Source organism: Clostridium neonatale (genome assembly GCF_900465025.1).
Classification (GTDB): domain Bacteria; phylum Bacillota; class Clostridia; order Clostridiales; family Clostridiaceae; genus Clostridium; species Clostridium neonatale.
On the sequence record NZ_UICR01000001.1, the window covers coordinates 1760383 to 1776470 of the forward strand.

A 16088-nucleotide genomic window follows, 5' to 3' on the forward strand; every position below is an offset into this window, starting at 1 on the left:
TAATTAATACTATATAAAGTATTAATATATATTATTTTTCTTTGTATTAAGGCATAAAAGGTGGTGATATTTTGGCATTAGAAGCAATTGAAAAAATTAAAAAAGCAGAAGCAGAAGCAGAAGAACTAGTAAAAAATGCTACTTTACAAGCGAAAGAAATAGTTCAAAAAGCGAGTGCAGAAGCACAAGCAAAATATGATGATGTGCTAGCTAAAGCAAAAGAAAAAGCTAATGTTTTAATGAATGAAGCGATTAGCGCAGGAAATAAAGAAGCAGAGCCTATATTAGCTAAAGGTAAAAGTGAAGCTTCAGACATAGAAAATATATCTGAAGAAAAGAAAAATAATGCTGTAAAATTAGTGGTTGAGAGGATAGTGAAAATTCATGGCAATAGTTAAGATGAATAAGTTCACTTTGTTAGCCTTTGAATCAAAGAAAGAAGCATTGCTTGAAAAATTACAAGAATTTTCAAATGCTGAGTTCATTAATCTACAAGATGAAAATCTTTTAGAACAAAATGAAATCCTTTCAGAATTGGAAAAGGATATAATTGATTCTGATATAGCAAAGTGGGAAGAGCAATTATCAAAGGTTAAGTTTGCCCTACAATTTTTAAAAGACTATGTGCCTAAACAATCATTAGTGAAAACTTTAAGAACAGAAAAACTCTCATTAACGATGGATGAGCTTAAAGAAAAAGTTGAAAGTAGTAATTGGGAATCTGTTTATGAAAAAGTTAAGGAAAAAGAAGAAGGGATTGCAAGACTTGATAATGAGAAAACTAAGCTTCAAACTGCAGTATCAAGTTTAACACCTTATGAAGCTTTCGATGCACCTTTAAGTTTCTTAAAAGAACTTAAAGAAACTTCTTATTTCTTAGGTAGTGTAGCTAATCAATATGAAGAATCATTAATTAGTGAACTAAATGATTGTTATGTCGAGATTATATCAAAGACTAATCAAGATACTTATTTTATTGCTTTATGTAACAAAGCAAACAAAGACAGTGTTGAAGAGGCACTTAGAGGATTTGGGTTTACTCCGTTTAAAACTGATGAGGAAGAAACTCCTCTAAAATTAATTCATGAATATAATGATAGAATTGGACTGATTGAATCCGATAAATTCATTATAAAAGAAGAGTTATCAGGTTTTGAAGAAGGAATGAAGAAATTGCAGTTAGCTTATGAATACTATAGCAATCTTGTTTCAAGAAAGAGTGTAAGTACAAATTTCTTAAGAACTGAAAGCACTACATTAATTCAAGGTTGGGTTCCAACCAAGTTTAATGAAAAGCTTACTGCAATAGTAAAAGATATTTTAGGTGAGGACTATTATTTAAATTTTGAAGATGTTAAAGACGAAGAAATTGATGATGTTCCAATCAAGTTGGAAAATAATGATTTGAATGATTCGTTTATGTCAATAACAGAAATGTATGCATTACCTAAATATGACGAGATTGATCCTACACCGATAGTAACACCATTCTATTTAGTTTTCTTTGGAATGATGGTAGCGGATATGGGATATGGTCTATTAATGCTTATAGGTACAATTATAGCACTTAAGTATCTAAAGTTTGATGATGGAATGAAAAAGATGATAAAATTCTTCCATTATTTAAGTTATCCAACAATAGCATTTGGTGCTATTTACGGATCATTTTTTGGAGATTTGATTCCTTTGCCAAAACTAATTGATACTACTGCAGATGTTATGACTATATTAGTCTTATCAGTAGTTTTTGGTGCTATTCAAATATTCTTTGCATTAGGTGTTAAGGCTTATGTATTAATAAGAGCTGGAAAACCATTAGAAGCTTTTATGGATGCAGGATCATGGGCAATTACATTAATATCATTAGGGTTACTTGCAGGTGGTATGATGGGGAATATACCGATGCTTGGAACAATAGGTAAAATTGGAGCTATAGCAGGTTCTGTATTAATTGTAATTACTCAAGGAAGGTCAGCTAAGACAACAGGTGGAAAGGTAGCTTCAGGACTATATGAATTATATGGTATTACAGGTTATGTAGGAGACTTAGTTTCTTATACAAGACTTATGGCACTTGGTTTATCTGGTGGATCAATAGCAGGAGCTATTAATCTTATTATGGATATGATACCAGGACCACTTGGCGCATTTTTATTTGGACCATTAATATTTGTAATATTCCAAACAGTAAATCTAGGATTATCGTTACTAGGTGGTTACGTTCATTCATTAAGATTAACTTATGTTGAATATTTTGGTAAATTCTATGATGGTGGAGGCAGAGCCTTTAAGCCATTTAAATCAAATAGTAAATATATAAATTTAAGAAGAAATTAGGAGGATATTTAAAATGGATATGACTTGGATTAAATTTTTTACGGAAAATTACGGTGGATTCGTAATGGGAGCATTAGGAGTTGCATTAGCAGTAGGTATGTCAGGTATAGGATCATCTAAAGGTGTTGGTATAGTAGGTCAAGCGGCAGCAGGACTTTTATCAGAACAACCGGAAAAATTTGGTAAAGCGTTAGTTCTTCAATTATTACCAGGTACACAAGGCCTTTATGGATTCGTTATAGGATTATTAATATTCTTTAAATTATCACCAGAAACAACATTATCACAAGGTTTATATTTATTATTCGCAGCATTACCAATAGCTATATGTGGTTTATGGTCAGGTATTGCTCAAGGTAAAGCAGCAGCTGCTGGTATTCAAATATTAGCTAAAAACCCAGATCACACTACTAAAGGTATAGTATTAGCTGCCATGGTTGAAACATATGCATTATTAGGATTCGTTGTATCATTCTTATTAGTAAATGGCGTATTTTAATTAGTCAGAATTTAAGGATGAGGATGTGAGGAAATGTCTAACATAAGTAATTTAACTTCTAAAATTCTTGAAGATGCAGAAGATAAAAAAACTTCTATATTAAATGATGCTAATGAACAAAGAGATAAAATCATAGCTAAAAAAGAAGAAGAAGCATCTGCAGAAGAAAAGTTAATTTTAGAAAGAGCAGAAAGAGATGCAGCAGCTAGAAAAGAAAGAATAATTTCAGGTGCAGAATTGAATTCAAGAAATGAAAAACTTGCTGCTAAGCAAAAAGTTATAAATTCGGTATTTGAAAGTAGTGTAGAAGCACTTTGCAATCTTTCAAATGAAGAATTAAAGGATTTTGTTACTGATTCAATATTAAATAGTGGTATAGAAGGAAACCAAAATTTAATATTAAATGAAGAGGGTGCAAAAGTTATAACTACTGAAGTTTTAAACGAAATAAATAATAAGCTTAATTCAAAGGCTACAATAACTTTAAGTAGTGAAAAAAGAAACTTTAAGGGTGGATTTATATTAGAAAAGGATGGCATAGAAATAAATAATACATATGAGGCTTTAGTAAGCTCTATTAAAGATGACTTAAGTCTTAAAGTTGCACAAGTATTATTTAATTAAGGAGGATAAATAATGGATGTAATGAAATTTAGTCAAGTTATACCCAGACTTAGAGTATACGAGACAAAACTCCTTGATAAATCAAAGCTTGACAGAATGATAGATTCTCATTCAGCAAGTGAAGCACTTAAAGTGCTTCAAGAAACAGAGTATGCCAATGTTATGACAAATGTTAAGAGACCAGAGGATTACGAACTTATATTAAGTGAAGAATTGAAAAGATTATTTGAACTTATGTATGATATAAGTCCTGAAAAATCACTTATAGACTTAATGAGTATTAAATATGATTATCAAAATATAAAAGTGATTTTAAAAGGAATGTTTCTTAAAGAGGATTTATCATATCTTTTAGTTAACGTTGGAACAATTGATTCTTTAAAATTAAAGAACTTAATTGAAAATAATGATATAAGAGATTTATCTCCAATTATGAGAGAAGCAATTGAAGAAACTATCTTGAAATTTGAGGAAAGTAAAGATCCTCAACTACTTGATATTATTTTAGATAAATACATGTTTAAACAATTAGTACATATTAAGAGTGAAATAAATGATACTTTTGTTGATAAATATGTAAAATGTCTTATAGATTCTACTAATATAAAGACTTTATTAAGAGTTAAGAAGCAAAATAAAAGTAGAGAATTCTTTAATTCAGTTATTATTGAAGGTGGATCTTTAGATAAAGATAAATTACTTGGCATGTTAAATGATTCAGTTGAGAATATAACTTCAAAGCTTGCATTTACTGATTATGCTGAATTTATTAGAGTTGGTATTGAATACTATACTAAAACAGATTCAGTTAGTATGCTTGAAAAGTTAATTGATAACTATATTATGAACATGATGAGAGATGCTAAAATAATACCATTTGGTGTGGAACCTGTAATTGCTTATATTTATGCTAAAGAAACAGAAATAAAGATAATAAGAATTATAATGGTTGGCAAACTCAATAATATTGCTGCGGAAGTAATAAGAGAAAGGCTGCGTGATATTTATGTTTAAAAAAATAGGTGTAGTTGGTGATAAGGATTCGGTTTTAGCATTTAAAGCTCTAGGTATTGATGTTTTTCCAGTGGTTGAACATGATGAAGCTAGAAGAACTGTTGATAGATTAGCAAGAGATAATTACGCAGTTATCTTTGTAACTGAACAAGTCGCTCAAGGAATTGAAGAGACAATTGAAAGATACAATAAAGAAGTGCTTCCTGCTGTAATATTAATTCCAAGCAATCAAGGAACATTAAATATAGGTATGCAAAGAATAAGCGATAACGTTGAAAAAGCTGTAGGCGTTAATATTTTATAGAAAGGTAGGTTGATAAGGGTGAAGACCGGAAAGATAATTAAAGTTTCAGGACCTTTAGTAGTTGCTGAAGGTATGGATGAAGCTAATATATATGACGTATGTAAGGTTGGACAAAAAGGACTTGTCGGTGAAATCATCGAAATGAGAGGTGATAAGGCATCAATCCAAGTTTACGAAGAAACCTCAGGAATAGGACCTGCAGATCCAGTTGTAACTACAGGAGAACCATTAAGTGTTGAACTTGGCCCAGGACTTATTGAATCAATGTTTGATGGAATACAAAGACCGCTAGATGCATTTATGGAGGCTGCACAGTCTAACTTCTTAACAAAAGGTGTATCTGTTCCATCACTAAATAGAGAAAAGAAATGGGAATTTAAACCTACTGTTAAAATTGGAGATAAAGTAGAACCAGGATATGTTATTGGTACTGTTCAAGAAACACCCGTTGTTGAACAAAGAATTATGGTGCCAGTAGGTGTTGAAGGTACAATTAAGGATATAAAAGCTGGAGAATTTACAGTAACTGATACAGTTGCAGTAGTTGAAACTGCAACTGGTGATAAAGAAGTTATGATGATGCAAAAATGGCCAGTAAGAAAAGGAAGACCATATAAAGCTAAGATCAACCCTGTTGAACCAATGCTTACAGGTCAAAGAGTTATAGATACATTCTTCCCTGTTGCTAAAGGTGGAGCAGCTGCAATTCCAGGTCCATTCGGAGCTGGTAAAACAGTTACTCAGCACCAAATTGCTAAATGGGGAGATGCGGAAATAGTTGTTTATGTTGGATGCGGAGAACGTGGTAACGAAATGACAGACGTTCTTAACGAATTTCCAGAACTTATTGACCCTAAGACTGGTGAAAGTTTAATGAAAAGAACAGTTCTTATAGCTAATACTTCAAATATGCCGGTTGCTGCTAGAGAAGCATCAATATATACAGGTATCACAATCGCTGAATACTTTAGAGACATGGGATACTCTGTATCAATAATGGCTGATTCTACTTCAAGATGGGCAGAAGCTTTAAGAGAAATGTCTGGTAGACTTGAAGAAATGCCTGGTGACGAAGGTTATCCAGCATACCTTGGTTCAAGACTTGCAGACTATTATGAAAGAGCAGGTAAAGTTGAATGTTTAGGTAATGATGGAAGAATAGGTTCTATAACTGCAATAGGTGCAGTATCACCTCCAGGAGGAGATATTTCAGAGCCAGTATCACAATCAACACTTAGAATAGTTAAAGTATTCTGGGGACTTGATGCTCAACTTGCATATCAAAGACATTTCCCATCAATTAACTGGTTGACTTCATATTCATTGTATGCTGATACAATTGATAAGTGGATGAATGAAAATGTAGCTGAAGACTGGGGAAAACTAAGACTTGAAGCAATGACTATTCTTCAAGAAGAATCAAGCTTACAAGAAATCGTAAGACTTGTTGGTATAGATGCATTATCTGAAAAAGACAGATTAAAATTAGATGTAGCTAAATCAATAAGAGAAGACTATCTGCAACAAAACTCTTTCCATGAAGTAGATACATATACTTCACTTAAGAAGCAATACAAGATGTTAAGTCTTGTTATGGGATATAAGAGAGAAGCAGAAAGAGCTTTAGATGCAGGAGTTTATTTAAATGATATATTAGCAATGGAAGATTTAAAAGACAGAATTGCTAGAAGTAAATATATAGCTGAAAAAGACTTAGATGCAATAGATAAGATCTTTGAAGATTTAAAAGTAGCAATTGATGACCTAATAAGCAAAGGAGGGGTAGCAAATGCTTAAGGAATACAGAACAGTTACTGAAGTTGTTGGCCCTTTGATGGTTGTTGAAGGTGTTGAAGGTGTTAAGTTTGATGAATTAGTTGAAATTGAACTTCATACTGGTGAAAAGAGAAGAGGAAAGGTTCTTGAAATAAATGGATCAAAAGCAATGGTTCAAATATTTGAAGGATCTTCAGGAATAAACTTAAAAGGTACTAAAGCTAAGTTCTTAGGTAGACCACTTGAACTTGGCGTATCTGAAGATATGTTAGGTAGAGTATTTGATGGTATGGGTAGACCAAACGATAATGGTCCAGAAATAATACCAGAAAAAAGAGTAGATATCAATGGTGAAGCTATTAACCCAATGGCTAGAGATTTCCCATCAGAATTTATTCAAACTGGGGTTTCAGCTATTGATGGTCTTAACACTTTAGTTAGAGGACAAAAGTTACCAGTGTTCTCTGCATCAGGACTTCCTCATGCAGAACTAGCTGCACAAATTGCAAGACAAGCGAAGGTTTTAAATTCAGATTCTAAATTCGCCGTTGTATTTGCAGCTATAGGTATAACTTTCGAAGAGGCTCAATTCTTCGTTGATGAATTTAAATCAACAGGAGCTATTGACAGATCAGTTCTATTTATGAATTTAGCATCTGACCCAGCTATCGAAAGAATATCTACTCCAAGAATGGCCCTTACTTGTGCTGAATACTTAGCATATGAAAAAGGAATGCACGTTCTTGTTATTATGACAGATATAACAAACTATGCTGAAGCATTAAGAGAAATTTCAGCAGCTAGAAAAGAAGTTCCAGGTAGAAGAGGATACCCAGGTTACTTATATACTGACCTTTCTACATTATACGAAAGAGCAGGAAGACTTAGAGGAGTGGAGGGTTCAATCACTCAAATTCCAATACTTACAATGCCAGAAGAGGATAAGACTCACCCAATTCCAGACTTAACTGGATATATTACAGAAGGTCAAATTATCCTTTCAAGAGAATTATATAAGAGAGGTGTAATGCCACCTATCGATGTATTGCCATCACTTTCAAGACTTAAAGATAAAGGTATTGGAAAAGGAAAGACAAGAGAAGATCATGCAGATACTATGAACCAATTATTCTCAGCATATTCTCAAGGTAAGCAAGCAAAAGAATTATCAGCAATCTTAGGAGAATCAGCATTATCTGAAACTGATAAGAAGCTAGCTAAATTCGCAGAAGCTTTTGAGGAAGAATACGTATCTCAAGGCTTAACTACAAATAGAACAATTGAAGAAACTCTTAACCTAGGATGGAAATTATTAAAGATGCTTCCTAGAACAGAGCTTAAGAGAATTAGAGATGAATACCTTGAAAAATATATGCCAAGAGAGGAAGAATAGTCTATGGCAAAGTTAAATGTCAATCCTACTAGAATGGAACTCTCTAAGCTAAAAAAAAGATTAGCTACATCAACAAGAAGTCATAAGCTTTTGAAAGATAAACAAGATGAATTAATGAGACAATTCATTAACTTGGTTAAATATAACAATAAGCTAAGAAAAGAAGTTGAAGATAATCTTCAAGGCTCTTTAAAAGACTTTGTTATGGCTAGAGCCGTAATGAGTTCAGAATTTTTAGAAGAAGCTATTGTTTATCCTAAAGAACATATTTCAGTTGAAGTTGGTGAAAAGAATGTTATGAGTGTATCTGTTCCTGTAATGAACTTCAAGAGACAGCTTGAAGGAGATGAGGGAAGCATATACCCATATGGATTTGCAAATACTTCATCAGAACTCGACGATGCATTAGCTAAACTTTATGGAATACTTCCACAATTACTTGAACTTGCAGAAGTAGAAAAGTCATGTCAGCTTATGGCTAACGAAATTGAAAGTACAAGAAGAAGAGTTAATGCTCTTGAATATATGACTATACCTCAACTTCAAGAAACAATCAAATATATTAGAATGAGACTTGATGAAAATGAAAGATCTGCTACAACTAGATTAATGAAAGTTAAGAGTATGATTGAGCAAAGAGGTTAATATTATAAAAGGATGCTAGAAATAGCATCCTTTTTTTATTACATATTAAAAATACATAGATATGTTAAAAAAATTAACTATACTATAAAATAAAATTTTTAAAATTAACAAAAGAGGACTTGGTTTATTAGAAGATAATTGGATACAATATAAATACAACCTAATTAAAAGGGAGGAAGTATATTGAAAAAACAAGTAATGTTAAGTTTGATAGTATCAATAACTTTACTTTTCAGTAGTGCTACTTTTGCACTTGCAGATCAAACAGAAGATGCTAAAGAGATAACAAAAATAACAATAATACATACCAATGATACACATTCAAGAGTATTAGCAGAAGATGGAGGCCTAGGTTTTGGAAAAATAGCAACATTAATTAAGAAAACTAAATCAGAAAATCCCAATACTTTAGTAGTTGATGCTGGTGATACATTACATGGAAAACCAATTATAAATGTAAGCAAAGGTGAGAATGCAGTTAAAATATTAAATGCAGCAGGGTATGACTTTATGGTTCCAGGAAATCATGATTTTAATTATGGAATAAGTAGACTTATAGAACTAAGTAAATTAGCAAAATTTAAAATGCTAGGTGCAAATTTTACTTATGACAATGGAACTGAAATTTTTCCACCATATGAAATAGTAGAAATGGGTGGGGTTAAAATAGGAATTTTTGGATTATGTACACCAGAAACAGTATATAAAACAAGTCCATCTAATGTAGAAGTAGTAAAATTTAATGATCCAATAGAAGTTTCTAGAAGAATTGTAGATCAGTTAGATGATAAAACTGATATAATAATAGGGTTAGCGCATATAGGACTTGATGAAAGTTCCATCATTACATCTAAAGAAATAGCAGAAAAAGTTTATGGGATAGATGTAATAATAGATGGGCATAGCCATACAGAATTAGAGAATGGTCTTGTTGTTAACAATACATTAATTGCTCAAACAGGTGAATATGGTAATAATTTAGGAATAGTAGAAATTGAAGTTAAAGATAATAAAGTAAAAAACAAGAATGCTAAATTATTGAAAGCATCTGATTATGCAAGTTTAGAAGAAGATAAAGATGTTAGTTCTTTAATAAATGAAATTAAAGCAAAAAATGATATTGTATTCTCAGAAGTTGTAGCAAATTCAAATATAGATCTTGATGGTGAAAGAGAAAATGTTAGAAGAAAAGAAACTAATCTTGGAAATTTATCAGCGGATGCAATAAGAGCAGAAACTAAATCAGATATAGCATTTGTAAATGGAGGTAATATAAGAACGTCTATACCAGCAGGTCGTGTTACAAAAGGTAAAATAGCAGAATTATTTCCATTTGGAAATACAATTCAGGTTATAAAACTAAATGGAAGAGATGTAAAGAAAGCGTTAGAAGTATCTGTAAGTGGATACCCAGAAACACAAGGAGGTTTCTTACAAGTAAGTGGAATAACATTTGTCTTTGATCAATCTAAACCTGTTGGCAGCAGAGTATATGATGTGAAGGTAAATAATAACTTAATTGATGGCACTAAAGAATACACAGTAGCCATAAATGATTTCTTATCAGAAGGTGGAGATGGCTATGGCGTATTTAAAACTAAGGTAGTGGCTGAATTTGGAACATATGAAGAAATATTTGCAAACTATTTAAACAATAATGGAACAAAAGGCTGTGAAGTTAGTGGAAGAATACAGGTTAAAGGAAACTCTATAGCTTCAAATGAAAGCTTAAAAAATAGAGAAAATGAACAATATGAAGTTGTGAAAACTGAAAGTAATGTTAAAGTTATCGCTACTACTTCAAAGGAAATTGTATATGTAGTGAAATCTGGTGATAATCTAACTAAAATAGCAAGTGAAAATAATAAGACATGGCAAGAAATTGCAAAATATAATAATTTGAAGAATCCTAATTTAATTTATTCAGGAGAAAAAATTAAATTACTAACATGATATATGGTTAAATAGTATAAATAAGTTGATGAACAGAGAGTGTTTAAAAATAATATTTTAATTTTTGAATACTCATCTTGTTTTTTATAATATAATTTACCATGTAAAAGGATAAAGCTTAATAATTTTGTAATTGATAATAAGTCCCTTTAATAGTATAATCTAATAGGTAATTAAAATGGATATATAATAAGTATTTATATATAATAAGTATTTATATATAATTTTACTAAGGAGTAGATACAATGAATTACATAATAGCAATGGTGGTTGCATTTATAGTGTCATTTGCCATAATGCCACTTCTTATGAAATTATCTGAAAAGATTGGATTTACAGATAAACCTAATAAGAGAAAAAAACATAAATCACCAACTCCTTTATGTGGAGGAATAGCACTATACATAGGATTCTTTGTTTCATATTTATTATTTGTAGGAGATGAAGCAAAGCAGCAAATAATGATATTTATTGGTGCTACATTTATAGTATTAATAGGACTTGTTGATGATTATTATAAGACTAAGGGAAAAGAGTTTCCTATTTTGCCAAGATTAATAATTCAGCTTTTATCAGCTATTCTTGTGTTTAAAGCTGGTATAATTTTTAAAGGCTTTACAAATCCATTTACATCAGAATTCATACTATTAAATCCGACGTTACAGTTTATATTAACAATAACATGGATTTTTGGAGTAACTACTGTTATAAACTGGTCTGATGGTATGGATGGATTAGCTGGTGGTATATCTTTAATATCATCTATTACATTTTTTGTGGCAGCAATAATATTAGGGCGGAATGTTTCGGCTCTAATTTCTATTGGATTAGTTGGAAGTATTGCAGGATTTTTATATTATAATAAATATCCGGCAAAAGTATTTATGGGAGATTCCGGAGCTAATCTTTTAGGATTTTTATTAAGTATAACTGCATTAGATGGAGCTTTTAAATCTGCTACGGTAATGAGTCTTTTTATCCCAATATTTGCACTTGCAGTACCTATATTTGATAATTTATTTGTTATTTTTAAAAGATTTTCAGAAGGTAAACCTGTATATCAAGCAGATAGAAGTCAAATACATTTTAGACTAGAAGCGAAAGGTTTTACTCCTAAGCAGGTTGTTAAGTATATAATGATAGTAAGTATACTTTGTAGCTCAATTTCTATTTTTTTGTTATTATTTAAACAATAAACTTGTTATACAATATACTGGTAAAATGTTTAAATACTAACTTTACAAATTTAAGCAGATAGTATATAATTATTAAAAAATGAATATTAACTTATCAAGAGAGGTGGAGGGACTGGCCCAATGAAACCCAGCAACCAATATGGTTCATATACTATATGTGGTGCTAAATCCTGCAGTATTAAACTGATAGATAAGGTATTTTAATAGAAAGTTAAGTCTAGAGGAATGCCTTTAGACTTTTTTTTATATAATTATGGAATAGTATTAGGAGGAATTTGAAATGAGTAGTAAAAGCGTAGAAAGTTTTTATTAATTATTATAAAATAAAATTTAAATGTTTATGGGGAATAATATGAATGAATTTAATATTAGTATAAATAAAGAAGAAGTATTAAGATATCTCGGGTATAAAGACCAAATTATAGATGAAAAGATAATGAATACTATCGATGAATGCATAAAGGAAGTTAAAGAAATAATAACTCCAAGAGTAATATATGAATACAAAGATATTAAAATTATAGACGAAGGTGTAGAAATATTAGGTACTAATCTACAATTAACAGGAAAAGATATAAAAAATCATCTTTTTAATTCAAACAAATGTGTACTTATGGCAGTAACAATTGGAAATGATATTGAAAGAAAGACTAGATTATATGAGAAAACTAATTTAACTAAAGCTTTAATACTAGATTCTTGTGCTACAACAGCAGTTGAAGAAGTGTGCGACATAGTTGAAGAGGAAGTAAGAAAAAAAGCAGAAAATGATAATATGGATATAACTTTTAGATATAGTCCTGGATATGGTGATTTACCATTAGATGTGCAAAATAGTTTTTTAAGAACATTGGATGCTCAAAAAAGAATAGGACTTATAGCATCAGAAAACAACCTATTGTTTCCAAGAAAATCTGTAACAGCGATAATTGGCATTATTGAAAAAGGAGTTAGTAAGAAAAAAAAGAGCTGCAAAGAATGTAGTAATTATGAAAACTGTAGTTTTAGAAGAGAGGGCGAAAGTTGTGGGGCTTAAAGAATTTATAAAAAATAATATTTTAATATTTGATGGGGCTATGGGAACAATGCTTCAAAAAAAGGGATTAAAGTTAGGTGAGAATCCTGAACTTTTAAATATAACATCACCATCTATAATAGAAGATATACATAGAGAATATATAGAAAATGGTGCAAATGTAATAACTACTAATACATTTGGTGCAAATGAACTAAAACTTAAACTTTGTAATATGGAAGTAGAAGAAGCAGTAAGTGCAGCAGTTAATATTGCAAAAAAAGCTAAAGGGAATAGTGCTGCCTATATAGCTTTAGATATAGGACCAATAGGAGAATTATTGGAGCCTATGGGAACATTAAGCTTTGATAGAGCCTATGAAATATTCAAAAGGCAAATAGTTGAGGGGGTAAAATGTGGAGTAGATATAATACTTTTAGAAACTATGACAGACCTTTATGAGCTTAAAGCAGCTATACTTGCTGCAAAGGAAAATAGTGATTTACCTATATTTGCAACTATGACTTTTGAGGAAAATGGAAGAACATTTACAGGATGTTCACCCGAATCAATGGTATTGGTACTTGAAGGATTAGGGGTAGATGCTCTTGGTGTAAACTGTTCACTTGGACCTAAGCAGCTTAAACCTGTTATTGAAGAAATATGTAGCTTATCTAATATTCCAGTAATGGTTCAGCCAAATGCAGGACTTCCTACATTATCAATAGGCAATGAAACTAAATATGATGTAACCAAGGAAGAGTTTGCTGAAACTTTATGTGGTTTTGTTGATAAAGGAGTAAGAATCATTGGAGGATGTTGTGGAACTACTCCAGAATATATAAGAGAATTATGTATTAGAACTAGAAATATAGAATTAAAAAATAAAGAAATAAACTATTATTCGGCAGTTTGTACACCATCAAAAGTAGTTCGTATAGATAGAATTAGAATTGTTGGGGAAAGAATAAATCCGACAGGAAAGAAGTTATTTAAACAAGCACTCATTAATGATGATTTAGATTATATTTTAAATACAGCTGTTGCACAGGTTGAAGGTGGTGCACATATTCTAGATGTTAATGTTGGATTACCAGAGATTGATGAGCCTAATATGATGCATAAGGTTGTGAAGGAAATACAAGGAATATTAGATATTCCTCTTCAAATAGATTCATCAGACGTAAATGCAATTGAAACTGGACTTAGATATTATAATGGTAAGCCAATATTAAATTCAGTTAATGGGGAAGATAAGGTCTTAGAAAGAATATTACCACTTGTAAAAAAATATGGTGCTAATGTTGTAGGTTTAACTCTTGATGAAAAAGGAATACCGCCAAAAGCAGAAAATAGATTTAAGATCGCAGAAAAAATAGTTAATAAGGCTATAGAGTATGGAATAAGAAAAGAAGATGTATTTATCGACTGCTTAGTTTTAACGGTGTCAGCACAACAGGAAGAGGTTCAAGAAACCTTAAAAGCTGTAAGAATGGTTAAAGAAAGATTAGGCGTTAAAACACTTCTAGGAGTTTCAAATATATCTTTTGGACTCCCTAATAGACAATTTATAAATGAAACATTCTTAGCGTTGGCTTTAGGAAATGGACTAGATTTGCCTATAATGAATCCTAATGAAACTGGAATGATGAGAATAGTTGATACATACAATGTTTTATATAATTATGATAAAGGTTCAGAGAAGTATATAGATAAGTATGCTAATGTAAAAATAAGTACAACTACATCATTGAATGATTCAAAAGATAACAATAAAATAAGTGATAAGAATGAAATACGTAATTTGAAAGGGATAGTGATAAAAGGGCTAAAAGAAGAAGCTAAAAACGCGACTGTTGAACTTTTAAATACGCTTAAACCACTTGAAGTTGTTAATGAATATCTGATCCCAGCATTAGATGAAGTAGGTGAAAAATATGAAAAAGGTGAGCTATTCCTACCACAATTGATTCAAGCAGCTGAAACAGTTAAGAATTCATTTACTGTGTTGAAAGCTGAAATAGCAAAGAGCAACACAGAAAATATATCGAAAGGTAAAATAATAGTTGCAACAGTTAAAGGTGATATTCATGATATAGGAAAAAATATTGTAAAAGTTATTTTAGAAAATTATGGATATGAAATGATTGACTTAGGTAAAGATGTTCCTATTGAAACTGTTGTAGAAGAAGCAAGAAAGCATAATGTAAAACTAGTTGGATTAAGTGCTCTTATGACAACCACATTAAGGAGCATGGAAGAAACTATCAAAGCATTAAAAGACGATGGATATGATGGAAAGGTATTTGTTGGAGGAGCAGTTCTTACTCCGGATTACGCAGAGCAAATAGGGGCGGATTTTTATGCAAAGGATGCTAAAGAATCAGTTGAAATTGCGAAAAAGATATTAGGATAATAAAATAAGCGAAATCTTTGACTTTAATGTTAGAGTTTCGCTTATTTTATATATAAATATATTTGGGTATATTGACAAATACTGCTATAGGCAATATATTACCTATATGAAAGGAAAGTTATGATAGAGAAAAATAAAAATTTAAAAGAGAGTGTTATAACCGTAGAAAATAGAAAGTTCATTTTTGCTAGTTTATTTTTACTTGCTAATAAACTACAAACTGTTGGAGATAGATGGGATGAAACAATTACTTTTAAGCAATGGTTGCTCCTAATAATGATAATTCAATTTAAAGAATCATATCCAACACTTACGGAAACAGCAGAGTTAATAGGTACTTCTAGACAAAATATAAAACAGTTGGTTTTAAAATTATAACAAAAAGATTTTATAGAAATATTAAAGGATGCTGAGGATAACAGAATTATACGATTAAAAACAACTGAAAAAGCAAAAAAAATTTTAGATGAAAAAAGTCAACAGCAAGAAATTTTTTTTAAACATATGTACAATGGAATTACAAAAGAAGAAATAGAAGTTGTTTATAGATGTTTTTTAAAACTTGATTCAAATTTAGATTATATAAATAAATTAATAGAAAAGGGGTATAAGTATGAAGATAGCAGTAATATATAGCTCAAAATATGGTGCAACAGAAGTATGTGCTAAGAAAATTTCGGATAATATAAAAGGTGAAAGTGAAATAGTAAATATTAAAGAAAATAATAATATTAATTTAGGGGAATATGATAAAATAGTTATTGGAACATCAGTATATGCAGGTAATATTGATAAAAGAATAAAAGATTTTTGTTCAAAAAATGAAGAGATATTAAAATCTAAAGTATTTGGAATTTTCATAAGCTGCATGAATGGAAGCGATTTGATAAAGTATGTAACAAGTGCTTTTTAAGCA

General features: G+C 30.6%; 15 protein-coding genes and 1 riboswitch. All 15 genes read left to right on the top strand.

Features of this window, described 5'->3' with window-relative positions:
* Positions 1-71: 71 nt before the first annotated feature.
* The 15 genes from CNEONATNEC86_RS08055 to CNEONATNEC86_RS08125 all read left to right on the top strand — a co-directional run bounded on the left by CNEONATNEC86_RS08055 (position 72) and on the right by CNEONATNEC86_RS08125 (position 16085).
* The gene (locus CNEONATNEC86_RS08055) at positions 72-398 is read left to right on the top strand and encodes a hypothetical protein (protein WP_058294733.1); all 327 of its coding nucleotides are present in this window, start codon (positions 72-74) and stop codon (positions 396-398) included.
* Positions 385-2337, top strand: coding sequence for a V-type ATP synthase subunit I (locus tag CNEONATNEC86_RS08060; RefSeq protein ID WP_159135830.1), 1953 nt, complete (start codon positions 385-387; stop codon positions 2335-2337). The genes CNEONATNEC86_RS08055 and CNEONATNEC86_RS08060 overlap by 14 nt, the downstream gene beginning before the upstream one ends.
* A 13-nt stretch (positions 2338-2350) precedes the next feature.
* Entirely contained in the window at positions 2351-2836 is a 486-nt protein-coding gene (locus CNEONATNEC86_RS08065; RefSeq protein WP_058294735.1) for a V-type ATP synthase subunit K, read from the top strand.
* A 33-nt stretch (positions 2837-2869) separates the two neighbouring features.
* On the top strand, positions 2870-3460 hold the full coding sequence (locus CNEONATNEC86_RS08070; protein WP_058294736.1) for a V-type ATP synthase subunit E: 591 nt from the start codon (positions 2870-2872) through the stop codon (positions 3458-3460).
* Between the two features lie 12 nt (positions 3461-3472).
* Positions 3473-4474, top strand: coding sequence for a V-type ATP synthase subunit C (locus tag CNEONATNEC86_RS08075; protein WP_058294737.1), 1002 nt, complete (start codon positions 3473-3475; stop codon positions 4472-4474).
* Entirely contained in the window at positions 4467-4778 is a 312-nt protein-coding gene (locus CNEONATNEC86_RS08080; RefSeq protein WP_058296884.1) for a V-type ATP synthase subunit F, read from the top strand. Before CNEONATNEC86_RS08075 ends, CNEONATNEC86_RS08080 begins: the two co-directional genes overlap by 8 nt.
* An 18-nt stretch (positions 4779-4796) precedes the next feature.
* The gene (locus CNEONATNEC86_RS08085) at positions 4797-6575 is read left to right on the top strand and encodes a V-type ATP synthase subunit A (protein ID WP_159135831.1); all 1779 of its coding nucleotides are present in this window, start codon (positions 4797-4799) and stop codon (positions 6573-6575) included.
* The gene (locus CNEONATNEC86_RS08090; RefSeq protein WP_058294739.1) at positions 6568-7947 is read left to right on the top strand and encodes a V-type ATP synthase subunit B; all 1380 of its coding nucleotides are present in this window, start codon (positions 6568-6570) and stop codon (positions 7945-7947) included. The genes CNEONATNEC86_RS08085 and CNEONATNEC86_RS08090 overlap by 8 nt, the downstream gene beginning before the upstream one ends.
* Positions 7948-7950: 3 nt before the next feature.
* Positions 7951-8592 carry a V-type ATP synthase subunit D gene (locus CNEONATNEC86_RS08095; protein ID WP_058294740.1) on the top strand — a complete coding sequence of 214 codons (642 nt, stop codon included), beginning with the start codon at positions 7951-7953 and terminating at the stop codon, positions 8590-8592.
* 183 nt (positions 8593-8775) lie between these two features.
* Positions 8776-10545, top strand: coding sequence for a 5'-nucleotidase C-terminal domain-containing protein (locus CNEONATNEC86_RS08100; protein WP_159135832.1), 1770 nt, complete (start codon positions 8776-8778; stop codon positions 10543-10545).
* 245 nt (positions 10546-10790) lie between these two features.
* Positions 10791-11741, top strand: coding sequence for an MraY family glycosyltransferase (locus CNEONATNEC86_RS08105; protein ID WP_058294742.1), 951 nt, complete (start codon positions 10791-10793; stop codon positions 11739-11741).
* A gap of 88 nt (positions 11742-11829) precedes the next feature.
* Positions 11830-11938: riboswitch (SAM riboswitch) on the top strand.
* Between the two features lie 155 nt (positions 11939-12093).
* On the top strand, positions 12094-12777 hold the full coding sequence (locus tag CNEONATNEC86_RS08110) for a vitamin B12 dependent-methionine synthase activation domain-containing protein (RefSeq protein WP_058294743.1): 684 nt from the start codon (positions 12094-12096) through the stop codon (positions 12775-12777).
* Positions 12767-15172 carry a homocysteine S-methyltransferase family protein gene (locus tag CNEONATNEC86_RS08115; protein ID WP_125148952.1) on the top strand — a complete coding sequence of 802 codons (2406 nt, stop codon included), beginning with the start codon at positions 12767-12769 and terminating at the stop codon, positions 15170-15172. Before CNEONATNEC86_RS08110 ends, CNEONATNEC86_RS08115 begins: the two co-directional genes overlap by 11 nt.
* A gap of 120 nt (positions 15173-15292) precedes the next feature.
* The gene (locus CNEONATNEC86_RS08120; protein ID WP_058294745.1) at positions 15293-15550 is read left to right on the top strand and encodes a hypothetical protein; all 258 of its coding nucleotides are present in this window, start codon (positions 15293-15295) and stop codon (positions 15548-15550) included.
* A 235-nt stretch (positions 15551-15785) separates the two neighbouring features.
* Entirely contained in the window at positions 15786-16085 is a 300-nt protein-coding gene (locus tag CNEONATNEC86_RS08125; RefSeq protein WP_125148899.1) for a flavodoxin domain-containing protein, read from the top strand.
* The last annotated feature ends 3 nt before the right edge of the window (positions 16086-16088 follow it).

Bases quoted from the DNA above. Each gene is read 5' to 3' on its own strand.
- CNEONATNEC86_RS08060 (WP_159135830.1), top strand. From the start codon at position 385: ATGGCAATAGTTAAGATGAATAAGTTCACTTTGTTAGCCTTTGAATCA.
- CNEONATNEC86_RS08065 (WP_058294735.1), top strand. From the start codon at position 2,351: ATGGATATGACTTGGATTAAATTTTTTACGGAAAATTACGGTGGATTC.
- CNEONATNEC86_RS08070 (WP_058294736.1), top strand. From the start codon at position 2,870: ATGTCTAACATAAGTAATTTAACTTCTAAAATTCTTGAAGATGCAGAA.
- CNEONATNEC86_RS08075 (WP_058294737.1), top strand. From the start codon at position 3,473: ATGGATGTAATGAAATTTAGTCAAGTTATACCCAGACTTAGAGTATAC.
- CNEONATNEC86_RS08080 (WP_058296884.1), top strand. From the start codon at position 4,467: ATGTTTAAAAAAATAGGTGTAGTTGGTGATAAGGATTCGGTTTTAGCA.
- CNEONATNEC86_RS08090 (WP_058294739.1), top strand. From the start codon at position 6,568: ATGCTTAAGGAATACAGAACAGTTACTGAAGTTGTTGGCCCTTTGATG.
- CNEONATNEC86_RS08095 (WP_058294740.1), top strand. From the start codon at position 7,951: ATGGCAAAGTTAAATGTCAATCCTACTAGAATGGAACTCTCTAAGCTA.
- CNEONATNEC86_RS08105 (WP_058294742.1), top strand. From the start codon at position 10,791: ATGAATTACATAATAGCAATGGTGGTTGCATTTATAGTGTCATTTGCC.
- CNEONATNEC86_RS08110 (WP_058294743.1), top strand. From the start codon at position 12,094: ATGAATGAATTTAATATTAGTATAAATAAAGAAGAAGTATTAAGATAT.
- CNEONATNEC86_RS08120 (WP_058294745.1), top strand. From the start codon at position 15,293: ATGATAGAGAAAAATAAAAATTTAAAAGAGAGTGTTATAACCGTAGAA.
- CNEONATNEC86_RS08125 (WP_125148899.1), top strand. From the start codon at position 15,786: ATGAAGATAGCAGTAATATATAGCTCAAAATATGGTGCAACAGAAGTA.